The sequence below is a fragment of the Peribacillus sp. NPDC056705 genome (assembly GCF_043656335.1).
The window spans coordinates 43,890-70,889 of the sequence record NZ_JBHTYI010000010.1 but is presented as its reverse complement, the minus strand read 5'-3'; the positions used below and the strand labels follow the sequence as shown (position 1 = coordinate 70,889).

Sequence of the window (27,000 nt, the reverse complement as noted above, 5' to 3'; positions counted from 1 at the left end):
CAGGCGGGAAAGATCCCTCAGAATATTAGGCAACATAAATCTTTCCCTGTTCATATAGTGAGGTCATCTTCATGTCATACCAACCTCCACAAAATAGTCATAGCAATTCTCTCTTATCGATTAAATTACTTTTTAAATAAATCACATCTCCATTAGAGGAAGTTACACCAAAATAAACCCCTTTGGAGCCATGGGGTTTATCGTCTTTCACTTTTATTAATCTAGAGATACAGAATAAGAGAAAAATGATGGAATAAATATTATCATAAATACCCGAACGGTGAGTTTATTTTGTTTGTTGACCATTTGAAATAAATGGGACTTTTCTACAACCTTCTGTACGTGTCGATTCGGCATTAAATGATTTGATAACGTCGAACTGTACGACTCATGCTTCTCCTAAATTCAGTAGGTTCCTGTACCATTTACGGCTTGCCGCTATACCGAACGAGCCGGAAACCGTAAGAATAAGGGATTAAAGGATTAATAGAATAAAAGGTCACAAGGAAAGCAGCCGGGCGGCTGCTTTTTTTATTATTTTTTCCCTTTGCCTTCCGAATCGTAAAACAGCGCAGGCCGACTAATCTCCCAGCCGGTAGGACACCCGAACCTTTCCGGCAGGAAGCTAAGATGGCCAGCCCATCGATCAAGGGGCAAAAAACTTTTGGATTAGGGACGCTATCGCAACATCAAAAACTTTTTGTGCTTAATCCCTTGACCGATTGTCTATGCGTGTTTTTCGTTCTACATGTCAAAGGGGAAAACTAATCCCCCTTTGGGGAACCAATTCGCTTCGCAAGGCAAATGAAAATAGCAAAGAAACACTCATCATAGAAAACAAAAGGGCAACAAATAAAAAAATGAAAAGGAGTTTTGAAAATGGAATTATCCCCAATTTTTGAAGTGGTACGAATCAAGCAAGAAATCAGGGAAATGGTTGAGCCGTTTGCGGCCTTCCAAATCCGCAATGCAGAAGATGCCCGGGAATTGGCCGCCGCGCAAATCGCAAACGAGGACAGGGAAGTGTTCCTTGTCATGATGCTCAACACGAAAAATCATGTGGTAGGTCTTCATCGGGCGCATGTAGGAAGTCTGAATGCGAGTGTCGTCCATCCTAGAGATGTGCTGAAATGCGCCATTTTAAACAACGCGGCTTCCCTTATCGTCAGCCATCAGCACCCATCGGGTGACCCAACCCCGAGTATGGAAGACATTGAAGTCACAAAGCGATTGGCGGAAGCAGGGAAAATTATGGGGATTGAAGTTTTAGACCATTTGATTGTTTCCCATACGGGTAAGTATGTTAGCTTAAAAGCAAAGGGATATTTTTGAAAAAGAAATTGGACAAGCAAAGGGGGGCAACGTCCCCCTTTAGTTATTGAGTACCTTGAGAAAAAGCACCTGAAGGAAAAAACAATAAAAGGAGGCACACCGGCTGGATCATCAGCTGGTGCGTTCACGCATGGAGAAAAAAATCCGTTTTTTCTCGATTTAGAGCAGGCATCGAGCCTGCTTGACGGTTGTTTGAGGCAACCTCTAAAACTTACAGTAGCGCCTTCAGGTAAAAGGAGCAATTTGCTGAGCAAATATTCTACTCTCGTATTAAAAGTCAGAATGTTATTCCTTCGCTTGCTTCATACTTTACCTTTACAATTTACCCTCCAGCATTGTAACCCGCCTGTTCCATTAGTTTCGCAAACCGTTTCTTTAGCTCTGTAGCCTTTTTTTCTTTTCATCATAATATATCCCTTGCAATGTAATATTCTTGCTAAATAGTACCACCATGGTAAAGGAAGCGCGTAGTTTCAAAATCGAGGTGACCTCAGACGAAAAACGAGCAGAGATTACCCTTCGAATAAAGGAAGCGGAGATTTACTGGGGTGAGGTATTCCTGCATGACAATTCCCCATACTAGATGAAGAGTTGAAGGTCGAGGATTTACTGGTGATTGTTCATGGGAAAGGAAGGGGAATCTCAAGCCAATCTATGAAGCCATTTTATTGAACTTTGAGGATTATTTTTGATAAGCGGTCAAAAAAATCAGGCACAGAAAGGATAGTTTCACAACTATCCTTTAAAGGATCTTTTGCCCGTTGTGATAATTCCGATGAAAATAGAACAAGGAGCAAGACAAGCACTTTACAAAATAATAATAATCCTCAAGATACTCAGTATAATAGAAAAAAGGTAAAGGAGTTGGTTTCTTATGGAAAAGCAATTGCCTGAAACGCTACTGGAACCTGAAGTGACCGCTGAAATGGTACTAAAAAGAGCACTTGCCGATTACATGAAAGCCCAAATTGAAAAACAAATTGACGACTCATTGAAAAACCGTAATAAGGAAGAATTTATCCGGTTAACAAATGAATTAAAACGGACAACATAAAATGCAAACAGAACATAATAAAAAAAGATAACTCCTAACTTAATAGAAAATGAATCAGGTAATGCTGCTTAATTTCCTGATTCATTTTTTATTTTAAGTGGTCTTAGAATGCTTGGAGGACCTTCAAGTAGATTCAATGCTTCCATCTATAAGAATATATAAGAAAATTAAACCCAATGACTGTTGTGTAAGGAAGCATTGTTTTAACATTCAATATAATTATCTTGGACCTTTACAAAAATTCAGGGCTTTCTTTTATGGATAGCCTAAAAACGCTATCAGAAATGATGATCAATGTTTGGATATTTTACTATAAACCTCGTTAGAATATATAAATTGCAACCACCTATATCCTAATTGGTCTACAGACTATAGAAAGTACTTTCAGTAAAACTATTTATTATTTACTTTCAGTTTGACAGCCGCATTCCTCTGTTGAAAAATGCGGCTGTCTCATATTATATGGTTCAATACCCTCGATTCCGATCTACCAATCCATTTAACGGTTGTTTGCTTAAAAATCTCCTTAAATTTTCTATAAAAAAGTTGCTCACTTCGTTAATCGTACTTGGTCCTGACAGATGAGAAGTGACAAACACATTCGGCATTGACCAGAAGACATGTTCTTTCGGCAACGGCTCTGTCTCAAACACATCGAGGACTGCTCCCTGAAGATGTCCTGCTCGCATGACAGATATTAAATCCCTTTCATCTATCAATGATCCACGGCCAACGTTGATAAGGTAAGCGTTGGATTTCATTGCTAAAAGAAGGTCCTTGCTAAGGATATGATAAGTGGAATCCGTTAAAGGAAGGGTTAGGACCAAATAATCTAGATCTTTTACAAATTCACCCCATTGATCTGGAGTAAAGTGGAGATCCACGAGTGTTGCTTGTTTTCCACTAAAGCTTAATCCATGTACATTCATATCAAATGCTCGAGCTTTACGTACAAGTTCAGTGCCAATCGATCCAAGTCCAGCCACCCCGATTGTTTTCCCCTTTAGGGTGTCAGAAATGAAAGGATCCCACCTCCGCTCCATTTGAGATTGTTTCATACGAGGACCGTCTTTCACTATGTCCAAGAGAAACGAAAATACATATTCAGAGATGTAAGCACCAAATTGGTCAATAATTCGGGTTAATGTAATGTTTTTAGGTATTGATTTGTCTGCAATCAAATCATTGACTCCGGCTCCCATTGACTGAAACCAGCGAACAGATGAGGCCATTGGTTTACATAGTAATTGTGTAGGAAAATTCCATCCCAAAATTACTTCAGTACCTGGTAAATATTTTTCTACTTCCCCCAAAGTTTTTGCTGCCTTTACTGATATAAACCCAGTATTGCGGATACAATCAGCATAAGCTTCAACCTCTTTCTGAATAGGACTAAATACAAGAATGTTTGGTTTGTGTGTACCTACCATGGATTCTCTCCTTTATTGATTCCTTAAATATAGTATGAATACTTCCCACTAAGACAATAACTTTAAATCTTACTTTAATAACTTACCACAAAAGTCCAATTCATTCTTTAACACCAGCTTGTTACTTTAAGTAGAAACCTATTTACAAAGAGATACTTATTGGATGAAGAATTGACGGTCGAGGATTAACTGGTGATTTTGTTCATGCACTTTCTACAAAGGATTAGAAAAAAGGGAAACTCCAGCCAAGCCATGAAGGCCATTTTATTGAACTTTGAGAATTACTTTTGATAAGTGGTCAAAAAATTAGCACAGAAAAGATATTTCACAACTAACCTTTTATTAAAGATTCTTTGCACTGTGGTTCAAGGTTGATGAAATCCTGCGATTAAGCGAGTATTCGTGAGCATTATCTATTAAACTGAGGGAGTTCATTAAGAAGAAGTAAAAAAAGTCGATTTCTTAACTAACGGGTACGATTCTTCATTAAGAAGGATTGCTTTTTCTTATGCAGCTAAAGGATCAGGTTAGTAGAATAAGGTTTTTGGAACTTTTTAAAGTAATACCCTCTAAAAATGAGGGGGAGGGCGATAAAATGTGGTGTGTTTTTATTGGTATAACACTTCTTCTTTTGGTAAATGCAGGATGTCAATCAAATAATATTGAGGAAATAGAACTTATTTATCGTTTAAAGTTATTCCCCCATGGCAAAAATGTTTTAAAAAAGAGGTGATTTATTATAGCTACTATTAAAGTTAATGATAATGGTTCATTACGTGTATCAGGGAGTGTAGAGCTAGTCGATGGTGAAGGGAATAAAATTGAAACAAAAGAAGCCTTTTCCCTATGCAGATGTGGACTTTCCGATAATAAACCTTTTTGTGACGGATCCCACAAAAGTAATTTCGAAAGCGTAGTTAGGGCAGAATAAAGCTAGTGGGACAGAAGCTGTAGGGCACCCTTTTGGGAAATCGAACCCCAAAAAGCCGCCCGATTCATTTTTCTTTTACGAAAGAGTATGTTGTTGAACTATCGGGTGCGTTAGTTGAGAACCGGGGCTGCCATTTGGTGGCCTTTTTGGTTTAATGAACTAAAGGGGCAGATTAGCAGGCCTCTGCCTTATGAATAGACCGAACGAAGGAATGTAAGCGCAAATGACGCTAAGAGACATGGGAGGGTACGTCATCATAAGTTTCGCAGAGATCTATTGTGCATCACGTAGTGGAGAAAATAGCTAATGATTTCCATTAGTTTTAGCGAAGCGTATGCTTAATTTAGTAATAAAAACCAAAATTTCAATACTCTGTTTAAAAGTAGAATGAAAAAATAATTCCCCAAATACACCGAGTGGTGCAAACCGTTGATACATCAATGTTTATAGAGGGAGGATAGTTGAACAAGAAATCCTGGTAAAATTCATGAAAATTGTCGAGGTGATTGTATGAAATACACTTGTCTTTGCTGTGGATATAAAACATTAGATGAAGAACCTCCAGGAACGTATGATATTTGTGAAATCTGTTTTTGGGAAGATGATGGTTACCAATATGAACATCAAGATGAGGATGGAGCAAATTATGTTTCCTTTAGAGAAGCACAACAAAACTATAAAAAATTTTGTGCTAAAGGTGAAAGAAGTTTGCAGTATGTAAGAAAGCCAAATAAGTCCGATATAAAGGATCCAAATTGGAAACCGGTAGAGTGAGGGTACATATAGTAATTGATTATTTTCTTCTTCATCTAACGGGTGCGTTAGCTGAGGATTAGAGCTGTCTTTAAGGCAGCTTTTTCTTCTTTAACTAATGTGTGTACAGTGACAAAAAAGTTGTTTAATTTACAATAAAGTCGTTTAAACACTTTTACGAACTTTTTTGATTGAGATTGTTTATATATTATTTACATAATTGATAATGAAAATCGTTTTCAATTATGTTATTATATCTCATAGTCATTATTTTTAAATTATAGGGAGGAAAAGTATGTTTATTGATCTTTTAAAGCATAACAAAAATGTCTCCATTCTTTTGGCTGTGTTGCGTGTGTATCTCGGATATACGTGGGTTATGGCTGGCTGGGGGAAGTTGACAGGCGGACAATTTGATGCTTCTGGTTTCTTACAGGGTGCATTGGCAAATTCAACTGGAGAGCATCCGGCTGTTCAGGGATGGTGGGTTGTATTTCTTGAAAATGTAGCCATTCCTAATGTAGAGATATTCAATACGTTAGTACCTTGGGGAGAATTCCTTGTAGGGATAGGGTTATTGGTGGGTTGTTTCACTAAAACAGCTGTCTTTTTTGGTCTGGTTATGAACTTCTCTTATCTGTTTAGTGGCACGACAAGTACCAATCCACAACTTGTTCTATTATCTATGTTTATCCTTGTTTCTGCTATGAATGCAGGAAGGTATGGGGTAGATGGTATGATTATACCTACACTTAAAGAAAAACTATTTGTTAACAGAACAAGAGAAGTAAAAAATGTAGCTTAACAAAAAGTAGAGTATTAAAAAAAGAGGTCGGGATAGTGTAATCTATCCCCTTTGTAAAGGACATTTAAAAAAAAGAGGTTAGGCTGCCTCTAGAAGATGATCTCTGCATTGAACAGGGGTCATCTTTTTTAAATCCCACTGGTATCTATACTGGTTGTAATAAGTCATATACTCTTTTATTTCCCTTTTTAACGCCTCTAAAGTCTGACATGGCTTTATATAAGCCTCGTCCTTAAAATGGCCAAAGAATGACTCTTGTGGGGCATTGTCCCAACAATTACCCCTTCTGGACATAGACTGGCCCAATTTATATTTCTTCACTAACTTTTGAAAGTCTGGGTGTGTATAGTGGGTTCCCTGATCGGAGTGGATAAAGGCACCTTTAGCCAACTTAATCTTCCTATTCTTCTTCAATTTGTTAAGGGTATCGGTAGCGATATCCATGGTAATGCGGTCTGAGACATGATAAGCCAGAATCTCATTAGTAGATGCATCTTTAAACGTTGATAAATATGCCTTTTGGCTATTCCCGTAAAAAAGATAGGTGATATCAGTAAGCAATACTTTATAAGGGATATCCTGTTTAAACTCCCGGTTTAAAAGGTTAGGAAGGATCCTGTGTTCCTGGGTAGCTTTCATCATACGCTTGTATGGATTTGCTTTTCGGAATGGGCATATGATGTTGTATTTCCCCATGATTCTTCGAATCCTTTTCAGGTTATATACAATATTGTACTGACCTGCCAAAGTCATCTTGATTTGGCGGGCCCCTTTTTTGCGGTTTTTGAATCTAAATGCTCTCAGTATAATATCCCGAAGGGCTTCATCCATCTTCTCTTTTAGCTTCCGTTGTTCAATGGCCCTTTCGGAGTAATAGTTATAGTAACCGGAACGCGAAACCCCTGCGGACTTGCACAAATGGGTGATCATATTTTTCAAGTTGTACTTATCAATCACAAAGCGGATAAGGATAAATTTTTGTTCAGCTGATAAGGTTATTTTTTCTTCATCCCCCTTTCGGCAAATCTGATCTTTTTTAAGAGTTCAATCTCAGCTTTTAATAAGTTGTTCTCTGCCTCCAATCTCTTGAATCTCTCATCAGGGGTAAGCTCCATTACGCGAGGCCTGCCAGAATTGCCACTTCGGTTATCTTGGAGGCCATCTATACCGTTTTTACGATAGGCTGCACGCCATCTATCTCTAGAGGAATGTACACGATCCATCCCAATAATCTTAATATCAAATCCGCATCCTTCGAATATCTCTCTAGCGGGCGTTCCGTTATCAGCATGAGTTATGAATATCTGTTTAAACTCATCAGTATATGTAATTCCTTTAGTACTGACTGATTTCACATATGGATTGGTTGACAATATCTCTATTTCTTTTGTCGTAAAGAGCTTTTTAGCCATTTTTCCGTTCTCCTCTGTCTGTAGTCATTTCATTGTACAAAAAGAAGTCTAATCGTCTCCAGTCCTGCAATGCGTATCTTAAAGCCGTTTTGGTCGATATGGATCCTCCATAGCATCCTTTACAACTTTTAAATAACCACTATAGAATTCAGTAAATTGTTGTCTAGTCATTGACATTGCCAAAGGACGTATATCCACAGGAATTAAATCAGGATGAAGATATACGTCAGTTATAGGATGTTTATTATTCTTCATATTTGAATAAAAAGGCAAGGAAGGTTTACGGTGGATACAAGAAAATACAAAAAGGACCTGGAACATATGTTATAAAATTTAAAAGTGAGAAAAAGTATATTGGAAAAGGTAACATGAATAGAGCACGTGCTTTAGAGAAAGAGGTTCGACTTATCTTTGCGTAAAATACTCATTTTATGAACAAATGGATAGATACTTGGTATAAAAAAGGACTCAAGAAAGAAAATTATCATCGGTGCGAAGTTTTATAAAAAAACTTGATGCATCAACCAAAAGAGCTGAAGTTAGAGGGATTTTGATATATCAGTTTTACGGGGTTACCGTAGATGATTCATTTCGTTGGGATGAGTCTATATATAGAGGTTGATGAGTGTAATAAATAAGGCCTGAGTGAAGCGACCGTACCTAATAGTCTCGTATACAAAGTATAAGGAGGTATGTATGAATTGTGTGCCCGGCGAAAATTAGCGGCAGAAAGCGTGTTGGGTCATATCAAGGGCATGGTTCGTTTCGCCGCTTCAACCAAAGAGGGCTGGATAAGGTAAACATCGAATTCGGATTGGCCTTCACGGTCCACATTTTCTGAAACAGGCGCAGGTAAATACCCTGTTTCAGAATCAGCTAGGTAATAAACGAAAAAATCCGGAGAGAAATGCAATTTCTTTCCGGGTTTTCTTCATTTAGTAAATCTGTGCCTGTGAGGCAAATATCCTGTGCTCTAACGAAAACGAACCGCGATACGGCTAGAAATCGTTCTTTTTGGCCTACTCATAAACAAGAGAGTATAAAGTTTGAATACTCTCTTGTTTTTTATTTAGAAATTGAATGGGCTGCTCTGTACGCCAGTAAGTACATTTTTTCATTTTCATCATGATACGAAAAATAGCTGCCAGGGTTTTTCGTGAAGCCTGCTATTTCCTTACTTGAGATAGTAAAATGATGTTTCTGCAATTCTTCGTCCAAAAAGTAAGGTTGGAATGCCATCGGGTTTGGTGTCGGATAGATGGATTGAATATTTTTTAATGACTTTGATTTCGCTTCATAAAAAACAGCATTCCCTATTATGCAGGAATTATTTTTTAGATATTGTTTTAAAATTTGAACAGGTGATTCCTTGTAAATTAAAGAGTACTGAGAAAAGGAGATACTATCAATAAAAATATCTATTGAATGATGTGTCAGTGGTAAGTGTAAATCGCTATTGACAATGTAAAGAACTGATAAATCCGGGTGAAGTTTTTCAATGCTTTGCTTTAATGTTTTAATCCATTCAAGAGAGTAGCACGTAAAAATATATGACGTATTTTTAGAAAGGGAAGAGAGATATGTTGGTAACATCATTGACATTTCAATGTTTGTTTCTAATACAATTTTATTTTCAATTAGTTGTTGTGTTAATTCGTTATACATCCATAATTTACTCTTTTCTAGTAAACTAATAAAATTAGGATTCCATTTCTTAAGATCAATTTCATAAATGGAATATTTAAAAGGGGACGCCTTCAGGTTGCTTGTGAACAGAATGCCTTTTTTGATTTCCGATTGATAGCCGCAGCTACAAAACAGATTCCCTTCAAAGATTTGATCTCCCAGTATGGAAGCATTTTGTAAACTTAATCTACTTTGGCAATACGGGCAAGAAAGAATGGGGACAAAAAGCAATGGAACACCCTTATTCCTATTATCCTGTTCCAAATTCTCAGATGTATCGGTATTTATCTTTGTATCAATCGAATGAATCGCATTTAAAATTTGATTCTTCTCCTCGATTAATTGCATCTTTTTTTCAACAAGCAAGTTTCTAAAGTAGCTCATATTTCTATAATTCCCATTGTTCGTTATTCGTTTAAAAGATAAGATTTTATGAATTTCTTTTAACGAAAAACGATACAACTTAAGTTCATTAATCAAAGCCATGTCTTCAAGACAGATTGTATTCATCTGAAATTGTGTGTTTATTTTTTCGGGAATCAAAAGTCCTTTTTCAATATAATGTCTTACTGTATCAATCGAAACATTAAAGTTTTTGGCGAACTGTCCAATCTTCATAAAGATTCCTCCTGCTGATTCCGTTAAAGCAAAAAATGGAGTTACTCCATTTTTTTTCACAAATTCGGCAAAAATAGCGCTTGAAATTGTGTTAACCCTATCTATTAAACTAATTATACAGAAAATTTTTAATAATTTAATAAGTTTTCAAAAAATAAGCAAGGGGAGGATGCATTTCTCAGAAAATAAGAAGGTTTAATGGAAGAAAAATTATTACATTATGCGGGGGTTATTTATGAAGAAAGTATGTGTTTTGTTATCGATTATCCCGTTTATTGGCTCTTTAACCGTTATTAATAAAGTAGAGCCATATGTCTTAGGAATGCCCTTCATTATATTTTGGGCCGCCATATGGCTTGTTCTATCTGCTGCAGGTATGGGAATTAGCAATTTGCTTTACCCAATTGAAGAGGATGGTGAAGAATCCTGAATATTTCACTCCTTATTATTTTAGTTTTTCTCATTTTTTCCATTTACATAGGAATTCGTGCGAAAAAGGGAAAAGAAATGAATCTGGATCAGTGGGCGGTAGGCGGTCGAGGCTTTGGAACGATTATTGTGTTCCTGTTATTGGCAGGTGAAAACTTTACTACCTATACATTCCTTGGGGGAAGTGGCGGGGCGTATGGTCTTGGTGGACCAATGATCTATGTATTTAGTTCGCTATGCTACATTGTTATGTATTGGTTCTTTCCTCCTATTTGGAAGTATGCAAAGAAAAACAATATTTTGACCCAATCTGATTTCTTTGTCAGCAAGTACAATAGCACAAAACTAGGTGTTCTTACGGCTGTAGTAGGAATTATTTCCCTTATACCATACCTTGTTTTGCAATTTAAAGGGTTAGGTATTATTGTTTCAGAGGCTTCTTACGGGATGATTTCACCTGCGGTTGCAATATGGATTGGGGCGGTTTCCGTTTCGATTTATGTAACGGTTTCGGGGATACATGGTGCTGCGTGGACAGCGGTTGTAAAGGATATTTTGATGTTAGTTGTCATCTTAGTTATGTCTATCTACTTACCCTATCATTATTATGGCGGGTTCACGCCGATGTTTGAAAAAATTAATGCTGCTAAACCAAACTTTTTAACTCTTCCTAAATCCGGTTACAGTTTGTCCTGGTATATTTCAACGTGCATCCTTTTTGCCCTTGGTGCATCTATGTGGCCGCATTTGTTTGCTGCTAGTTTAACCGCAAAAAATGCACATATTTTGCGACGTAATTCAGCATTAACGCCACTTTATCAAATTGTCCTAATTTTAGTTTTATTTATTGGCTTTGCGGCAGTTCTAGTAGTTCCCGGATTAAAAAATCCAGATTTAGCCTTATTCGAACTAGCTAAAAAGTCATTTGACCCATGGTTTATTGGAATCATAGGCGGAGCCGGATTATTAACGGCACTTGTACCAAGTTCAATGCTTTTAATGACTGCATCCACTTTAGTTGCGAAAAATGTGATCAAAGTTTTGAAACCGGATACAACTGATCAACAGATTGCCCGTATTGCCCGCATGGCTGTGCCGATACTGGCACTATTGTCTGTTTATTTTACATTTAGAGGCGGGGAAATGATTTTCATGTTATTAATTATGGCCTATGGATTTGTAGCTCAGCTGTTTCCATCTTTATTTTTTAGCTTATGGAAAAAGAACCCTGTTACATTGCAAGGAGCATTTGCTGGAATCATCGCCGGAGTCGTAACAGTCGCCATAATGACCATTACTAATTCAACCATTGCGACATTATTTCCTCACTTGCCACAAGTCATTAAGGACATAGATAGCGGAATCGTGGCGCTGGGGGTTAACTTGATTGTTACAGTAGGAGTTAGCGCTATAACAAGATTAAAAAAAGTTTCAGAAAATCACCTGGAAAACGTGGGAGCTAATTCTTAATCATGCTTCCTTTGTGATGGAGAAACAATTGAAAGATGTTTACAACAAATTATCAGGTAAGTAAAAGGTAAAGGGGATAGGGTTAGATGGCAACCATACAAATTTCTGTAAAAGATGAAGTAGTTTCATGGAGAAGGTATTTACATGCAAATCCAGAACTCTCCTTTCAAGAAGTTCAAACATCTGAATACGTTTACAATCTTTTGAAAACGTTTTCGGGATTAGAAGTAACAAGACCAACTAAAACAAGTGTTTTGGGAGTACTCAAAGGTGGAAAACAATCGAGTGAAAAACAGCTGACCATTGCTTTTCGAGCAGATATGGATGCACTTCCTATTCAAGAGGAAGCGAATATTGAATTTCGATCAAAGAACCCTGGAGTCATGCATGCATGTGGACATGATGCACATACCGCAATGCTTTTAGGCGCGGCGAAGGTTCTTTCCGAAAAGAGAGATGAAATAGGCGGTGAAATCAGATTTATTTTCCAACATGCTGAGGAAATGCCTCCAGGAGGTGCAATCGAGCTTGTTGAAAAAGGCGTTGTAGAGGGCGTTGATTATGCCTTTGCCCTTCATGTCACACCATATGAACGCTCCGGTTCGATTTGCATGAGAGAAGGAGTGCTCTGTGCATCAAATGATGACTTTGAGATTAAGGTCATCGGTTATGGGGGTCATGCATCAACACCTGAATTAACAGTTGACCCGATTGCGGTGGGGGTAGAAATTGCGTCCAACATTCAACATATTGTATCTAGAAAACTACCAGCCTTAAATTCACCGGTTATTTCTATTACACAATTCCATGGGGGGAGTGCACTCAATATTATTCCAGAAACGGTAGTGCTTGGCGGTACAATTCGTGCAATTGACCCTGATATCCGTATTAAAGCTAAAAACTATGTCAACCAGATTGTTAAAGGTATTACAGAGGCACACGGGGCTCGATATGAAATCGTTTGGCATGAAGGCTATGAAAGTGTGGTAAATGACAAAGAGGCTGTTCGTATCACAAGAGAGGTAGCAGAAGGCATTTTTAGAAAAGAAAATGTGATCCATGTAGAGGAACCTTTATTTGGTGGAGAGGATTTTTCAGCCATCGCACAAAAAGTTCCTTCCTCGATGCAATTTATTGGTGTTCATCATGAAGATTTTGGTGAAGCGCATCCACTCCATCACCCCAAATTTAAAATCGATGAGGCCGCATTACAATACGGGGTCGATTATTTTGTAGGTATTGCAACAGAATTATGTTGTAAGTAAAGGGAAAGTTTTCAAAGTTATTGAGAATTACCACTGGGGTATTTGAGAAATATCCCAGTTTTTATAGCTGTGGACTGGCGTAGGGTTCATTAGCTTTAACCTCCATCATTCAAGGTGGGGGTTATTTTTTTCTTATGGCCTCTTGTCCAAGACAGCGTTCCCTCTTTAGAGCGTGATCGTTTAACGTGGATTTGAGCAAAATTATTTTCGGACAGAAACAATTACGGAAGCAAACACAAGGCTTGTAAACTTTCATAGCCAACTAGAATGGGTTTCCGTCATAGTCTCCAGTAATTTCTACTTCAGCATCAAACAGTGCTTCGTCTTCTTCGGGATTATCTGGGTCAATATAAGTTCTACACTTGGAGTAGAGCAAGAAATTCATTGGACGGTTATTTATGATTTCAACTTCAACAAAAACAAAAGATGCATTTCTCCGCAAGTACTCCTCTATAATCAACCTCTAGATCTTCCTCGTTGATCTCCAATTTCAGTTCAAAGAAACCTTCCTTGTTGTAGTACTTTATTGAATATACATCACGTACATTTAATCCACCTTCTCTTTCAATCACTTAATATCCTTTGTGCCCATCATGCTACTTATCTCTCTTAGCTTAGTTTTTGAAGCACATGTCTCTACCTAGAGGGGATAATATCATTCTTGAAGAAGCGTTTGCAGCCTTTTTGTCTCTTGTTTTACTGAGGTAAAAATCAATCGTGTTTCCTTTGGAATCCATTGCACGATACAGATACATCCATTGACCTTTTACTTTTATATACGTTTCATCGACTCTCCAGGAGTCATTTGTTGGTTTAGGATGACGCGCCGTACCTTTTAAAATATTAACTTGATGGCGATATACCTGGACCCCAATAAGAAAGCGAGAAGCGTTGTTCCTCTCTGAAACATCACTTGCATATCCACCTTTTTTGGCATCAAATGCAAAAAAAACAAGCCCTTTTCTTAGTGAAAGGGGCTTGTTTTAATTTAACAATTCGGCTTTACAAGACCATGTTTTTTAATATGATACTGCATACTTTGCCGGGTAATCCCGAGTTTTTTTGCAGCTTTTGATATGTTCCAGTCCGTCTGTTCTAATGTCTTTTGGATAAAATGCTCTTGAGAATTCGTAAAGATTGACTTAAAAGGCTTCTTTTCCATATTTTTTTGTTCATTGATTTTATACGTGTGATCGGAAAAGATTTTTCTTCTCATATAACCAGGGAGATGGTCAACCTCAATTGATTGATCGGCTTCGCTTACCCGAATAATTACATTTTCGATTAAATGCTCAAGTTCTCGAGTATTTCCAGGCCAAGGATATTGTAGAAGAATCATAAGTAATGTTTTTGAAAAATCCGGAACAGCTTTAGAAAATTTCTTCCGATTAGACTCAAGAAAGTATTCGATAAAAAAGTGAATATCTTCTGTTCGCTCCCTTAAAGGAGGTATGTAGAGACTTGTATGGGCAATCCGATAAAACAAGTCAAGTCGCATTTTTCCTTCGGAAATCAGTTTCTCCGGATCTTCGTTTGATGCACTGATGACTGTACACTCCACAGGTGTAACTTCATTGGAACCGACCCTTCGAACTAAACGCTCCTGTAATACTCGCATTAACTTTGATTGTAATGTCAGCGGCATGGAGTTAATTTCGTCTAGAAAGAGGGTGCCATTTTTGGCATATTCAAACAGTCCCATTTGGTTCGTTGCGCCGGTAAAGGCTCCTTTTACGGTTCCAAATAAAGTACTTTCCAACAGGTTTTCAGGGATTGCCGCACAGTTAATCGCAACAAAAGGACTTTCTGCTCTTGGACTGTGGTTATGCATGCTTTGGGCAAACAGCTCTTTACCTGTTCCTGTTTCTCCGACGATTAAAACATCGGTATTATGAATAGAAATATTTTGCGCTTCCTTAATTAAGTTTTTTAATGCAAGGCTTTCGCCTTTAATATGATTAAACGTGAAAGTGGTCCCATTTTTTAAATCACGTTTATTCTTATCCGTAACAACACTTTGCCTTTTTAGCTCAATGGTTTGGTGAAGTCGATCTTTAAGTTTTGATTCATTCGTACTTAGTGAAAAAACAGCAATCGTTTCTCCATCCTTTTGAATGGGAAATGTGCTGTAATTTACATATTTCGGAATTCCGTTAACCGTCGAGTGCGCCCGATATCTGGAGAAAATGGGTTTTCCAGTCTTAAATGTATGTTTATGCTCCGAATATTGCGGATTATAATTATAGGCTGACCATAAATGTTTGCCGATAATTTCTTGACTATTTAAACCTTCCAGTCTCTCCTGCGCAACATTGTATAAGGTGATTTTTCCTTCATGGTCACTCATCATCACGCCTTCATCGAGAGATTCGACTATTTTTTCTAGACAATATAATCGCATCTTAGGATTTGTCATTAAATCCTTAGTGTTTTCTATACACAAGATAATATAGTGGTTATCTGCAGAAAAATTCTTCACTTCAACAATGAATTTCTTTTGGTTTATTGTAATAGGAAAGGTTTCATTATCTACAAACCTCACTTCTTCACAGGGGATGAGTTCAGTAATAGGAATACCTTCTGTGATTTCCAATGGGATGTCTTCGTTTACGTCATGCCATAAAACATCGTGTTTTTCATTTAACACGATAACCCCGTCTACAAAACTTCTAATAATTGATCCGATAGATGCTGCAGTCAAATTTCCTTTCCTCCTGTCTCACGTTTAATGTCCCCTTGAATATAACATTAATTTCAAATATTTCAAATAGTCTGCATGCAAAATTTATCTGCTGCAATTAATGATGTAACCGTTTACAATTTTTTAAATATTCGAATGATTTCAATGAAATAGATGCAAAAAACATCTGCGATTTCTTCTGGACAAATAACCAACTTTTGTAAAATGGTAATCCGGTTATATTAGGGGGAATTTAAAAATAGCCGATTATAGACAGTGTTTTCTGTAAAATTAGAAAATCCCATAAAATTAGACTCCTTTGGCACGGTACTTGCAATATATAAAAGCGAGTACAGTAAATACTTAATTTAATTTAGGGGGAATAGTACATGTCAAAACCAGAAATCTTATATTCAGTTAAAGCACAAAGGGGACCTGAACTTCGTTGTAAAGGTTGGAGACAAGAGTCTATTTTACGGATGCTTGAAAACAATATGGAAAACGCAGAAAAACCGGAAGAGCTTGTAATTTACGGTGGGATTGGTAAAGCAGCACGTAACTGGGAGTCTTACCATGCAATCGTCAAATCGTTAAAAGAGCTTGAAGATGATGAAACACTTGTTGTTCAATCCGGTATGCCTGTTGCGGTGTTTAAAACACATAAATATGCTCCGACAGTTGTTATGGCAACGACAAATATTATGAAAGCGGACTGGCCGACTTTCTATGATTTACAAGATAAAAACTTAACGATGTATGCAAACTATACAGCAGCTCCATGGGAGTATATCGGTACACAAGGGGTCATCCAAGGGACATTTGAAACCTTGTCAGCAATTGCACGCCTTCACTACAATGATTCCCTTGTTGGAAAAATTCTTTTAACAGCCGGTGCTGGTGGTATGGGTGGAAATCAAACGAGAGCCATGACGATGCACGGAGGAGTAGCGATTCTATGTGACTCTAACGTAGAGATTATTAAGAGAAGAATTGAAAAAGGATTTATTGATTGTTTGGCAGATTCATTGGATGAAGCGATTGCGATGGCAAAACAACATGCAGCTGAAGGGAAACCACTTGGTGTGGCAGTAGTTGGAAACGCGGCTGATATTTTTGAAGAAGTTCTTCAAAAAGGGTTCTTACCAGATATTTCAACATCAATGACTCCTGGCCACGATCCGATTTCCTACTTACCTTCTGGTTATACAGTTGAAGAAGCAGAAAAGCTTCGTGATATAGATCGTGAACTTTATTTAGAAAAAGCACGTGAAACGATGGTTCGTGAGTTGAAATCGCTTATCAAATTTATGGACCTTGGTGTGCATTCATTTGAATACGGTACAAGTCACCGTAAAGAGTGTATCGATGCAGGCATGGATGCGAAAGAAGCAAAACGTTTACCAGGCTTTGTAGCTGAATATCTTCGTCCGCTCTTCTGTGAGGGTCGTGGACCTTTCCGCTGGATCTGTCTATCAGGTGATTCAGAAGATTTAAGGAAAATTGATGATATGATTTTAGACAAATTTAGCGATGACTATCTCGTAACGCGCTGGATTAAGCTTGCGAAAGAGCATATTCCAATTGAAGCATTACCAGCTCGTATTTGTTACATGGGCTTTGGTCAGCGTAAGGCATTTGCATTAGAAGTAAATGATATGATCCGCCGTGGCGAACTATCCGGACCGGTTGCATTCTCACGTGATAACTTAGACTCTGGTTCCATCGTAAACCCGACATTTGAATCTGAAAATATGAAAGACGGAAGTGACTTAATCTCTGACTGGCCGGTATTGAACGGTCTTCTAAACGCTGTTGGTATGTGTGATCTTATTGCCCTTCAAGCGAATTATTCCATGGGTGAGGCTGTTCATACAGGTGTTACGATGATTGCAGACGGAACAGCTGAATCTGACATGAGATTAGAAGTTGCGATGACAGTTGATTCTGGCATCGGGGTTGTTCGTCATGCTCAAGCTGGTTATGAAATTGCTCAAAATGTTGCCAATGGTAAAGGTAAAATAACGAAAGAAAGCATCCAAATTCCATTATGGTGGTCGCCAAAAGCAACATTCGGTCCGAAAGATGTAGAGCCGGAAAACGTTAAAGCGTAACACGTGCAAAAACATTGGTAGAGGTCCGAATGATCTCTACCATTCTTTTATCCTTAATAATATTTAAAAATTAGTGGATGAAGAAAGGGTAAAGATTATTAAAAATTTACTGTTAGGGAGCTGATGGATCGGAGTCGAAGGAATATGTATTGACCGGATTTACTGGCGTGTTCTGGTGGTGTCATCGTTTCTTACTTTGAATGGGTTCAGAATAACCAAGGGTATTATTGGTCAGAGAATGAGGTTTCTGAAAAACTTCGAAAAGCAATGGTCGATTCATTTGAAAATATTTCTCAAACATCACAGGTCCTAAAAGTGGATATGCGATTAGCTGCATATATGGTTGGAATAAGAATAACGGCTGAAACTTCGCGTTTCCGGGTCTGGGTTTAAACTGTAATCGGGTGAAGGTGACTTTTAGTAATAGAAGCAAGATTTCTCTTTTTAGGTATTCGTTCAGCTTATATCGGTACCTTTTAAATTAATGCAGTAACACATTTCTTCAAAAGATTTTAAAGGGGTGTTAGTTTGGATAATCAACAGCTGCAATTATCATCAAATGTGGAACAAAATGAGTCATCAGTTAGCTTACAAAAAAAATTAAAAGCACGCCATATTACGATGATTGCGTTGGGTGGTACTATCGGAACTGGAATTTTTCTTGGAACCGGTCCGGCCATCCATACAGCGGGCCCGGGTGGAGTTTTACTTGCGTATAGCGTGATTGGCATCATGGTTTATTTTGTTATGACAAGTCTTGGGGAACTGGCCTCGTTTATGCCGACAAGCGGTTCGATTAGTACGTATGCCACACGATTTATTGATCCCGCCCTTGGTTTTGCTTTTGGTTGGAACTATTGGTTCGCTTGGGCTATGACACTCGCTGCAGAACTATCTGCTTCTGCACTGATTATGAAATACTGGTTTCCCGATAGTTCGTCATTGTTATGGAGTGGGTTGTTTTTAATGCTACTTTTCTTATTAAACTTTTTATCTGTTAAAGGGTTTGGTGAAGGGGAGTATTGGTTTTCCTTTATTAAGGTGGCAACGATTATTATCTTCATTGTTGTTGGAACATTGATGATTTTTGGAATCATGAATGGACAGCCGATTGGATTTGATAACTTTACCACTGGGGAAGCTCCGTTTGTTGGGGGTACCCTTGGCACCTTAAGCATATTGTTAATTGCAGGTTTTTCCTTCTCGGGGACAGAGTGCATCGGTGTCGCTGCTGGGGAAAGTGAGAACCCTTCAAAAAATATACCGCGTGCAGTTCGCACCGTCTTTTGGAGAATTCTTCTATTTTATGTACTGGCGATCCTAGTTATCTCGTTTCTAGTTCCTTATACGAACGGAAGTCTTCAAAACTCTACGGTCATGGCTAGCCCGTTTACCATCGTGTTTGAAAAAGCAGGGTTCGCTCTTGCAGCTTCTGCTATGAATGCGGTTATTTTAACTTCTGTATTGTCCGCTGGTAACGGATGCCTTTACGTGACAAGCCGAATCATGTATGCCATGGCTCAAGACGGACAAGCGCCACGATTTTTAGCTAAAGTAAACAAACGAGGGGTTCCCGTCATAGCATTGGTAGCCACAGCGATTATTGGAATGCTAGCTTTTTTAGCGTCCATCTTTGGTGACGGTACAATTTATATCTGGCTGATGCATTCAGTCGGAATCACGACATTTATTTTTTGGCTCGGTATTGCTGCGAGTCATTACCGATTCCGGAAAGCATATGTTGCACAAGGTTATTCACTTAAAGATCTGCCTTATCGTGCAAAATGGTTTCCTTTCGGACCGATATTTGCCTTCGCCCTTTGCTTAGTCATCTTGCTCGGACAAAACTTTGAAGGTTTTATTAGTGGACATATCGATTGGAAAAATGTTTTGTCAGCCTATATTGGCCTCCCATTGTTTCTCTTGTTGTGGCTCAGCTATAAATTTATAAAGAAATCGAAAGTAATCCCGTTAGAAGAATGTAAGATTGATTTCAAAGAGCAGTAAAACAAGTGATTTTGGATAGAAGCCTTACCATAGAACAATTTTATGTCCATCGAAACCCCATACAGTTAAAGCAGAGGTGATAACTGCGATAAGTAACAAAACAAAAAATAAAGTTTAAGAGTATCAATCTTTACGTTTCGTTTGTTATTCTAACAAACCTGGAAAGGAGTAACCGCAGTTATCCAAGAATGATATGAGACACATCGCCGAAAGTAACAATAACATAAAATTGTCAGTCACCGAGGATTATTGACAAGCTACTGTGTGGGCTGAAGCAAGTTATTCTCCTCTTTCAGAGGATAAAAAGGTGGTCGGATCAATGAAACCTATTTATTTTCTTGCATTACTGCCATTTATCGGTTTATTAGTAGGGCTCCCTTTCGCTAATAGAGTGACTCCTTACGTACTTGGCATGCCGTTTCTCTTATTTTGGAATGTTTTGTGGGTGGTTCTCACATCCATTCTCTTAGCTATTATGTATAAATTCGATCCTATGAGAAAGGAGAGTGGAAACGAATGAGCGTGTCCATCTTCATTATTTTTGGATGTCTGCTCCTATCTCTTTACCTTGGAATTCGAGCGAGAAGAGGGAAAGATATGAACCTTGAACAATGGACGGTGGGTGGCCGAGGGTTCGGTACTCTTTTCCTAATCTTATTAATGGCTGGAGAGATTTATTCTACGTTTACTTTTCTTGGTGCCAGTGGGTGGGCGTATGGAATAGGGGGACCGATTTTTTATTTTCTTGCTACTGGGAGCTTGTGTTACATAGTTTCCTATTTTCTACTGCCTCCTGTTTGGAAGTACGCCAAGAAACATAATTTGCTGTCACAGTCAGACTTTTTTGTAAAGAAGTACAATAGCCTATATTTAGGGGTGCTGGTAGCTTTAGTGGGGACATTTGCTTTGATTCCCTATCTGGTACTTCAATTGAAAGGCTTGGGGATTATTGTTTCAGTTGCGTCCTATGGCTCAATTTCTTCGACGATGGCTATTTGGATTGGGATGATTGCAGTAACCGCCTATGTGATGATTTCCGGTATCCACGGTTCTGCTTGGACCGCTGTTGTTAAGGATATTTTAATTCTCGTTGTTGTCTTGTTTTTGGGGTTTTATATTCCGTTCCACTATTACGGCGGAATACAATCGATGTTTGAAGCAATTGATGCCGCGAAGCCTGGTCACCTAATGCTCCCCGATAAGGGATTTAGCGTGTCGTGGTACATTTCAACGCTGATACTGTACGCACTCGGCTTTTATATGTGGCCACAATACTTCGGTGCAGCCTATTCAGCCAAAAACGGAAATGCGTTTCGTAAAAATGCAATAATCCTGCCGTTGTATCAATTATTGATTATTCTTGTACTCTTCGTTGGATTTGCGGCAATCCTACAAGTTCCGGATTTAAAGGGGCCGGATGTTGATCAAGCATTATTGCTCATGTCTATCAAAACGTTTAACCCTTGGTTTGTCGGTATCATCGGTGCAGCGGGTTTACTAGCAGCAATTGTTCCCGGTTCCATGATTTTGATGACGGTCTCGACCCTCTTGGCGAAAAACGTTTACCAAGTTTTTTCACCATCCGCTTCAAATCAAAAAGTGGTGAAAATAGCAAAAGTTCTTGTGCCTGTTATCGCTCTAATTGCTGTATATTTTGCTTTGAATAGCGGAAACACAATCGTCGCTCTCATTTTAATGGGGTTAAGCTTGGTGACCCAACTGTTTCCATCTTTGGCCACTAGCTTAATGCAAACTAACTTCGTAACAAAACAGGGGGCGTTCGCGGGAATCTTAGCTGGTACAGCGACTGTAGTTTATACAACCATAACTAAAACGACTATCAGTTCGTTATTTCCAACATTGCCTCAAGAAATTAAGGATGTGAACGTCGGAATTATAGCTTTGATTGTTAATATCGCAGTCATGACTGTCGTGAGTTTTGCTACACGAAGTTCTCGTGTTGTCAGTAAGCAAAGTCATTCTGAGGGAGATGTCTTAAAACATAATTAAAAAAATCATGAGGCTATAAAACTCAGGACTTGGGCATGTTGCATGAGTATAAAAAATGGATTCGCGACATCCTGAGTCCTGGATAAACATTAGCGTATGATTACGATTAGATTTTAGAGAATCGTTTTTATACAACAATCGCGTTTTTATATATTACTTTTAGGGTTTGGCTATAATCCCCTTTCATAGCTGTATTAATAGGTCAGTAAAGAATAAGAAATCGGCTCTTTCGGTGATTTCCTCCAGGCATACCTCTGCATGCAAGGATTATTTGCACCTAAAAAAGTTTAATATTGTTAAGTGTTATTTATTATTGAATTGTTTGAAATGAAATAGTGTGCAAATTTTATCTGCGCTTTTTGCTTGTTGTTTGGATTAGAAATGGTGATTTTTAAAAGTTATTTGAAATTCTTTAACTGATATTTTCTATTAATTCTAATAATAATGAAATATATCGCTAGTTTTGAAACCTTGGCACAAAATATGCATTAATAATGTTTGTTCCAGTATTTTTTGGAGGAGGTATGGTAACGATGTCCGAAACGAAAGTAAAGACAAAGGTCGATTTAGTAATCAGTAATGCGGCAGAAGTAGTTACTTGTATAGGGGAAGGCATGGGGGATATCGGAGCATTAACAAATGCTTGGATTGCCATTAAAGATGATAAAATTGTCGGAGTCGGATCCGAAGAAGAGGTTAAAAGTAATTTTGATATAAATCAAACAGATGTTATTGATGCAAGTGGGAAAGTTGTTGCACCGGGTTTTGTTGATTCCCACACTCACTTAGTTTTTTATGGAACACGTGTTGAAGAATATGCTGCCAAACTGACTGGGAATGATCCGGGAAAATTGAAAAAAATCGGAATTACAACCGGACCTAATCGGACAGTCGAACTTACTCGTAATACACCAGAGGAAGAATTATTTGAACAATCAAAGAAACGACTGCTAACAATGCTTGAATATGGGATCACAACGGTTGAAAGCAAGAGCGGGTACGGACTAACAACTGAAAGTGAAATTAAAATTCTTGAAGTAAGCAGAAGGCTTGGCAAAGAGACGCCTCTTGACGTGTACAATACATTTTTAGGAGCGCACGGCTTTCCGGAAAATATGACGAAAAGTGAGTATCTGGACATCATTATTAATGAGATGATTCCGCAAGTAGGCGAGCGCGGACTCGCCGAATTTTGCGATGTTTGGTGTGATGAAGGTTATTTTACGGCTGAAGAATCTGAATTAATTTTAAACGCCGGCTTAGGGCAAGGGATGAAGCCGAAAATTCATGCAGATGCCTATTCCTATATTGGCGGCTCTGACTTAGCGGCGGAAATGAAAATGGTATCTATTGACCATTTAAATTATACACCTGTTGAAGTAATGGAAAAGCTGGCAGAGGCAAAAGTAACTGGAGTTTTAATGCCAGCTTTAGACTTTGCTGTCAGCCATAAGCGGCCGTTTGATGCCCGCAAGATGCTAGATTTAGGTATGAAAATCGCACTAGCAACGGATCTCTGTCCGGCGTGTTATACAGAATCAATGCAGTTTGTCATCAATCTTGCTTGCCGATTGTATAAATTTTCTGTTGAGGAAGCACTAAAGGCTGCTTCATATGGTGGAGCACAAGCTCTCGGTTTGAATGATCGCGGAGTGATTGAAGCAGGGAAATTAGCAGATTTGCAGATTTGGGATGTTCCGACGTATAAGCATATTGCCTATGAGCTGGGAACAAATATTGTGCAAACTGTTATCAAAAATGGAAAAGTCGTAGTGAATCGCTAAGTTAATAGAAGATTTATAGACAATGGAGGGAATTATAATGAAAATGAAACATGTCTCTAACGCTGCTGAACATGTAAATGCTGAACGTTTACAAGATCTATTTCTAGAACTGGCTAAAATTAATGCCCCGAGCACGAAAGAAAAACTTATTGCAGATTATTTGAAAAAAGCGCTGCCAGAGCTCGGATTTATTATTGAATTCGATGAAGCCAATAAAAACTTTGGTGGCGAAGTTGGCAACTTAATTGCTTTTCGCGAAGGAACAGATCCATCAATTCCTCCATTGTTTTTCTCAACACATATGGATACTGTGCTGCCAACAGAAGGATTAAAACCGGTCATTAAAGATGGCGTTATTTATTCTGACGGTACAACCATTTTAGGCGCGGACGACCGTGCGGCATTGGCGGCTTATTTAGAAGCAGTCCGGGCAATTATTGAAAGTGACGTTCCGCACGGTCCGATTGAATTTATTCTAACTGTCAATGAGCAGCCGGGGCTTGTTGGAGCAACCTATATGGATTACAAGAAGGCAAAAAGTAAAACCGGCTATATTTTCGATAGCAGCGGTGATGTTGGCCAAATTATTTTGAAAGGTCCTTACAGCAGTCGGATTTGGATGGAAGTTGAAGGAAACGCCGCTCATATTGCGCTTAATGCCGAAGAAGGCAACAATGCCATTCTGATTGCTGCTGAAGGATTGTCAAATATGAGATTGGGCACAATCGATGAAGAGACGCTTGCCAATATCGGGATTATTAACGGAGGAAATCTGACATCGATTATTCCGGGAAGTGTAACGGTTGCCGGGGAAGTCCGTAGCTTTTCAAAAGAGAAGTTAGATCAGCAGCTAAAGCATATGGAAGAGGTTATGCAGCAAGCTGCCGAGAAGAACGGCGGAAAAGTGAACGTTAGAATGGAGAAAAAATACAGCGGATTTGATATTCCGAAGGATGATATGTTAGTGAAAACGGCAGAAACAGCTGCTCAAAGCATTAAAGTCAACCCTTATTTAACAGAAACGTTGGGTGGTGCTGATACGAACGTGTTAAACGAAAATGGCTTAATTTGTCTGACACTAGGATTAGGATTCCAAAATATCCATTCGTTCAGAGAGAGTATTAGTATTGAAAACTTAATAAACACGGGGAGATTAACTGCAGCTCTTATTGAACAATGGTATGTAAATCATAAAAATGCATAGTTAGAATGATGTATAAAAAGTCCAACAGTGGTATTTATTCACCACTATATTATTTAATTATTATTTTTGTGTTTTGCCGAATTAGTTTTATAATGTTTCAAGAAGATGAAATATTCAGATAAAAAAATCAAGAGGAGATGGACGAATGCAAAACAGTGGAGTAGTAGACCTAGAGTTAGTAGAATTAGATGGTTATACGTTAGATCGTTATAAGGTACAAAGGGTAGTTAATGGCAATGCAAAGGTTTCTATTCCCGAAGAAAATCGGCTGCGGGTACAAGAGAGCCGCAATCGAATTGAAAAGCAAATTAATGACGGGAAAGTTGTGTATGGCGTCAACACAGGATTCGGCAAACTCAGTAATATCGAAATTGAAAAAGAGGATGTTTCAAAATTACAGTTAAATTTATTACGTGCAGATGCTGTTGGTGTAGGTGAGCCTTTTCCAATTGAGGTTGTAAGATCGATGATGATACTACGTGCAAATGCCTTGGCTAAGGGCTTTTCTGGAATCAGGGAAGAAACTCTGCAGCTACTTGTTGATATGATTAATAAAGGAGTTCATCCGGTTGTACCTTGTAAAGGTTCAGTCGGTGCTAGCGGAGACCTCGCACCGCTTTCACATATTGCCATCGTTCTAGTCGGCGAAGGTAAGGCAGAATACAAAGGGGAAATTCTTCAGGGGAAGGAAGCACTAAAAAGGGCTGGGTTGAAACCGGTTTCTTTAGAAGCGAAAGAAGGCCTTGCATTAATAAACGGAACTCAGGCAATGTCTGGTGTCGGGGTGCTTGCTCTTAATGAAGCGGAGCGTGTCGGCCTAGCAGCTGATATGGCAGCTTGTTTAACAATGGAAGCGCTTAATGGGGTTATATCTGCCTTTGATAGCGAATTACTAGCTGTCCGTCCCCATCCGGAGCTGGAATTCGTGGCTTCAAGAATGAGAAATTGGCTGGAAGGCAGTAGAAGGATTACACGCCAAGGGGAAGTACGCATTCAAGATGCTTATTCTATCCGCTGTATCCCGCAAGTACACGGAGCATCTTGGCAAGCATTTAATTATGTTGAGGACCGTTTAAAGGTAGAAATGAACTCCGCTACTGACAATCCGATTGTTTTAGAAAGTGGAGAAATCATCTCAGGAGGTCATTTCCATGGCCAGCCGATAGCGCTTTCAATGGACTTTTTGAAAGTAGCTGCAGCTGAGTGGGCGAATATTTCTGAACGAAGAACAGAAAGGCTTGTTAATCCGCAACTAAGCGGATTGTCACCTTTCTTAGCTGTCAATCCTGGTATAGAGTGCGGCCTGATGGTTGCTCAATATGCAGCGGCTTCACTAGTTTCCGAGAATAAAGTATTAGCACATCCCGCAAGTGTTGATTCCATTCCAACTTCGGCAAACCAGGAAGATCATGTCAGCATGGGTACAATTGGCTCCCGTCAAGCTCGGGAAATCATTCATAATTCTGCTAGAGTTATAGCGATTGAAATGATTTGTGCTTCTCAAGCTATTTATCTGGAAAAAGCTGAAAATCAATTGGCACAGGCAACTAGAGACTATTTAGAAAAAGTCCGTCTAATTTGCCCTCCTCTAGAAAGTGATCGGGCAATTTCAGATCAAATGGAGGAACTGGCTCAGTTTATTTTACGTGAAGATTTATTAAGATAAAAACTAAAATGAAAAGGAAAGTGCAATTTAATGATTTGAAATATATTAAATGACTACTGATTTTCAAAATGCACTATGAAAGGAAGCGGTAGGTGAAGTCAAAAAAAAGAAAAAAAGTTTGTTACTGAAAATACCCTGTTAATAAAAGAGGTAGTGGGAGTTAGTTAAAAAATACCGCAAAGTAGATTATAAAAATTGTATATAGTAAAAAACCTCGCTGAATTTCAACGAGGTTTTTCTAATCTCTTTGGTTCACCTTCCGAAAAAGGGTCATATAGGCACCTCATGTAAACGGTTAGCGTTGTTTTTCAATCAGATATATATACTTGTAAGAGATGAAAGAGCAAAAGACT

Annotated in this window: 21 protein-coding genes and 3 pseudogenes; 18 read left to right on the top strand and 6 right to left on the bottom strand. The window is 38.5% G+C overall.

Going from position 1 to position 27,000, the window contains the following annotated elements; genetic code table 11:
- Positions 1-879: 879 nt before the first annotated feature.
- Entirely contained in the window at positions 880-1,332 is a 453-nt protein-coding gene (locus ACFRAK_RS14665; protein WP_377454307.1) for a JAB domain-containing protein, read from the top strand.
- 874 nt (positions 1,333-2,206) lie between these two features.
- A complete protein-coding gene (locus ACFRAK_RS14660) occupies positions 2,207-2,386 on the top strand; it encodes an IDEAL domain-containing protein (RefSeq protein WP_394571962.1) in 180 nt (59 codons plus the stop codon).
- A gap of 467 nt (positions 2,387-2,853) precedes the next feature.
- Here the strand turns inward: ACFRAK_RS14660 and ACFRAK_RS14655 are convergent, their stop codons facing one another.
- Entirely contained in the window at positions 2,854-3,816 is a 963-nt protein-coding gene (locus ACFRAK_RS14655) for a D-2-hydroxyacid dehydrogenase (RefSeq protein WP_394571961.1), read from the bottom strand.
- Positions 3,817-4,324: 508 nt separating this feature from the next.
- Here ACFRAK_RS14655 and ACFRAK_RS14650 point away from each other — a divergent pair.
- The 4 genes from ACFRAK_RS14650 (at position 4,325) to ACFRAK_RS14635 (ending at position 6,305) form a co-directional block, all read left to right on the top strand.
- Positions 4,325-4,549: a hypothetical protein gene (locus ACFRAK_RS14650; RefSeq protein ID WP_394571960.1), complete on the top strand. Its 225-nt coding sequence runs from the start codon at positions 4,325-4,327 to the stop codon at positions 4,547-4,549.
- Positions 4,550-4,552: 3 nt separating this feature from the next.
- A complete protein-coding gene (locus ACFRAK_RS14645; RefSeq protein WP_394572003.1) occupies positions 4,553-4,747 on the top strand; it encodes a CDGSH iron-sulfur domain-containing protein in 195 nt (64 codons plus the stop codon).
- A gap of 510 nt (positions 4,748-5,257) precedes the next feature.
- Positions 5,258-5,521 carry a CPCC family cysteine-rich protein gene (locus ACFRAK_RS14640; RefSeq protein WP_394571959.1) on the top strand — a complete coding sequence of 88 codons (264 nt, stop codon included), beginning with the start codon at positions 5,258-5,260 and terminating at the stop codon, positions 5,519-5,521.
- A 274-nt stretch (positions 5,522-5,795) separates the two neighbouring features.
- Positions 5,796-6,305 carry a DoxX family protein gene (locus tag ACFRAK_RS14635; RefSeq protein ID WP_394571958.1) on the top strand — a complete coding sequence of 170 codons (510 nt, stop codon included), beginning with the start codon at positions 5,796-5,798 and terminating at the stop codon, positions 6,303-6,305.
- Positions 6,306-6,383: 78 nt separating this feature from the next.
- On the opposite strand, the gene ACFRAK_RS14630 is transcribed toward ACFRAK_RS14635, so the two are convergent.
- Both ACFRAK_RS14630 and ACFRAK_RS14625 read right to left on the bottom strand, forming a co-directional pair.
- A protein-coding gene (locus ACFRAK_RS14630; RefSeq protein ID WP_394571957.1) for an IS3 family transposase occupies positions 6,384-7,717 on the bottom strand; the annotation gives its coding sequence in 2 pieces (ribosomal slippage) (positions 6,384-7,307 and positions 7,310-7,717; 1,332 coding nt in all).
- 1,065 nt (positions 7,718-8,782) lie between these two features.
- Positions 8,783-10,081, bottom strand: coding sequence for a MerR family transcriptional regulator (locus ACFRAK_RS14625; RefSeq protein ID WP_394571956.1), 1,299 nt, complete (start codon positions 10,079-10,081; stop codon positions 8,783-8,785).
- A 175-nt stretch (positions 10,082-10,256) separates the two neighbouring features.
- Between ACFRAK_RS14625 and ACFRAK_RS14620 the strand changes: the two genes are divergently transcribed.
- From ACFRAK_RS14620 to ACFRAK_RS14605, 4 genes and pseudogenes are all read left to right on the top strand, one after another.
- Positions 10,257-10,451, top strand: coding sequence for a DUF3311 domain-containing protein (locus ACFRAK_RS14620; RefSeq protein WP_144551260.1), 195 nt, complete (start codon positions 10,257-10,259; stop codon positions 10,449-10,451).
- Complete coding sequence (locus ACFRAK_RS14615) at positions 10,448-11,920, top strand: sodium:solute symporter family protein (RefSeq protein WP_394572002.1); 1,473 nt, start codon at positions 10,448-10,450, stop codon at positions 11,918-11,920. The genes ACFRAK_RS14620 and ACFRAK_RS14615 overlap by 4 nt, the downstream gene beginning before the upstream one ends.
- Before the next feature lie 86 nt (positions 11,921-12,006).
- On the top strand, positions 12,007-13,185 hold the full coding sequence (locus tag ACFRAK_RS14610) for a M20 metallopeptidase family protein (RefSeq protein WP_394571955.1): 1,179 nt from the start codon (positions 12,007-12,009) through the stop codon (positions 13,183-13,185).
- Positions 13,186-13,317: 132 nt separating this feature from the next.
- Positions 13,318-13,450: pseudogene (locus ACFRAK_RS14605) on the top strand (Tn3 family transposase); the annotation flags it as partial.
- Here the strand turns inward: ACFRAK_RS14605 and ACFRAK_RS14600 are convergent.
- From ACFRAK_RS14600 to ACFRAK_RS14590, 3 genes and pseudogenes are all read right to left on the bottom strand, one after another.
- The gene (locus ACFRAK_RS14600; RefSeq protein WP_387704790.1) at positions 13,448-13,645 is read right to left on the bottom strand and encodes a hypothetical protein; all 198 of its coding nucleotides are present in this window, start codon (positions 13,643-13,645) and stop codon (positions 13,448-13,450) included. The pseudogene ACFRAK_RS14605 and the gene ACFRAK_RS14600 overlap by 3 nt on opposite strands.
- Positions 13,646-13,859: 214 nt before the next feature.
- Positions 13,860-14,006, bottom strand: a pseudogene (locus tag ACFRAK_RS14595) (DDE-type integrase/transposase/recombinase); the annotation flags it as partial.
- Positions 14,007-14,173: 167 nt separating this feature from the next.
- Positions 14,174-15,886 carry a sigma-54 interaction domain-containing protein gene (locus tag ACFRAK_RS14590; RefSeq protein ID WP_394571954.1) on the bottom strand — a complete coding sequence of 571 codons (1,713 nt, stop codon included), beginning with the start codon at positions 15,884-15,886 and terminating at the stop codon, positions 14,174-14,176.
- Positions 15,887-16,254: 368 nt separating this feature from the next.
- Here ACFRAK_RS14590 and hutU point away from each other — a divergent pair, with 368 nt between their 5' ends.
- The 8 genes and pseudogenes from hutU (at position 16,255) to hutH (ending at position 26,647) form a co-directional block, all read left to right on the top strand.
- On the top strand, positions 16,255-17,976 hold the full coding sequence (hutU, locus tag ACFRAK_RS14585; protein ID WP_387704703.1) for a urocanate hydratase: 1,722 nt from the start codon (positions 16,255-16,257) through the stop codon (positions 17,974-17,976).
- A gap of 153 nt (positions 17,977-18,129) precedes the next feature.
- Positions 18,130-18,369, top strand: a pseudogene (locus tag ACFRAK_RS14580) (glutamate dehydrogenase); the annotation flags it as partial.
- 228 nt (positions 18,370-18,597) lie between these two features.
- Positions 18,598-19,983, top strand: a complete 1,386-nt coding sequence (locus ACFRAK_RS14575) for an amino acid permease (protein ID WP_387704780.1) — start codon at positions 18,598-18,600, stop codon at positions 19,981-19,983.
- Positions 19,984-20,302: 319 nt separating this feature from the next.
- Complete coding sequence (locus ACFRAK_RS14570; RefSeq protein ID WP_098177425.1) at positions 20,303-20,503, top strand: DUF3311 domain-containing protein; 201 nt, start codon at positions 20,303-20,305, stop codon at positions 20,501-20,503.
- A complete protein-coding gene (locus ACFRAK_RS14565; RefSeq protein WP_144551270.1) occupies positions 20,500-21,993 on the top strand; it encodes a sodium:solute symporter family protein in 1,494 nt (497 codons plus the stop codon). Before ACFRAK_RS14570 ends, ACFRAK_RS14565 begins: the two co-directional genes overlap by 4 nt.
- Positions 21,994-22,526: 533 nt before the next feature.
- Positions 22,527-23,777 (top strand): imidazolonepropionase, encoded by a 1,251-nt coding sequence (hutI, locus tag ACFRAK_RS14560; protein ID WP_394571953.1) that lies wholly within the window; start codon positions 22,527-22,529, stop codon positions 23,775-23,777.
- A 37-nt stretch (positions 23,778-23,814) separates the two neighbouring features.
- Complete coding sequence (locus ACFRAK_RS14555; protein ID WP_394571952.1) at positions 23,815-24,981, top strand: M20/M25/M40 family metallo-hydrolase; 1,167 nt, start codon at positions 23,815-23,817, stop codon at positions 24,979-24,981.
- Positions 24,982-25,126: 145 nt separating this feature from the next.
- Positions 25,127-26,647 (top strand): histidine ammonia-lyase, encoded by a 1,521-nt coding sequence (gene hutH, locus ACFRAK_RS14550; RefSeq protein WP_387704697.1) that lies wholly within the window; start codon positions 25,127-25,129, stop codon positions 26,645-26,647.
- Positions 26,648-27,000 lie beyond the last annotated feature (353 nt).

Bases quoted from the DNA above. Each gene is read 5' to 3' on its own strand.
- ACFRAK_RS14665 (WP_377454307.1), top strand. From the start codon at position 880: ATGGAATTATCCCCAATTTTTGAAGTGGTACGAATCAAGCAAGAAATC.
- ACFRAK_RS14660 (WP_394571962.1), top strand. From the start codon at position 2,207: ATGGAAAAGCAATTGCCTGAAACGCTACTGGAACCTGAAGTGACCGCT.
- ACFRAK_RS14655 (WP_394571961.1), bottom strand. From the start codon at position 3,816: ATGGTAGGTACACACAAACCAAACATTCTTGTATTTAGTCCTATTCAG.
- ACFRAK_RS14650 (WP_394571960.1), top strand. From the start codon at position 4,325: ATGCAGCTAAAGGATCAGGTTAGTAGAATAAGGTTTTTGGAACTTTTT.
- ACFRAK_RS14640 (WP_394571959.1), top strand. From the start codon at position 5,258: ATGAAATACACTTGTCTTTGCTGTGGATATAAAACATTAGATGAAGAA.
- ACFRAK_RS14635 (WP_394571958.1), top strand. From the start codon at position 5,796: ATGTTTATTGATCTTTTAAAGCATAACAAAAATGTCTCCATTCTTTTG.
- ACFRAK_RS14620 (WP_144551260.1), top strand. From the start codon at position 10,257: ATGAAGAAAGTATGTGTTTTGTTATCGATTATCCCGTTTATTGGCTCT.
- ACFRAK_RS14610 (WP_394571955.1), top strand. From the start codon at position 12,007: ATGGCAACCATACAAATTTCTGTAAAAGATGAAGTAGTTTCATGGAGA.
- hutU (WP_387704703.1), top strand. From the start codon at position 16,255: ATGTCAAAACCAGAAATCTTATATTCAGTTAAAGCACAAAGGGGACCT.
- ACFRAK_RS14575 (WP_387704780.1), top strand. From the start codon at position 18,598: ATGATTGCGTTGGGTGGTACTATCGGAACTGGAATTTTTCTTGGAACC.
- ACFRAK_RS14570 (WP_098177425.1), top strand. From the start codon at position 20,303: ATGAAACCTATTTATTTTCTTGCATTACTGCCATTTATCGGTTTATTA.
- ACFRAK_RS14565 (WP_144551270.1), top strand. From the start codon at position 20,500: ATGAGCGTGTCCATCTTCATTATTTTTGGATGTCTGCTCCTATCTCTT.
- hutI (WP_394571953.1), top strand. From the start codon at position 22,527: ATGTCCGAAACGAAAGTAAAGACAAAGGTCGATTTAGTAATCAGTAAT.
- ACFRAK_RS14555 (WP_394571952.1), top strand. From the start codon at position 23,815: ATGAAAATGAAACATGTCTCTAACGCTGCTGAACATGTAAATGCTGAA.
- hutH (WP_387704697.1), top strand. From the start codon at position 25,127: ATGCAAAACAGTGGAGTAGTAGACCTAGAGTTAGTAGAATTAGATGGT.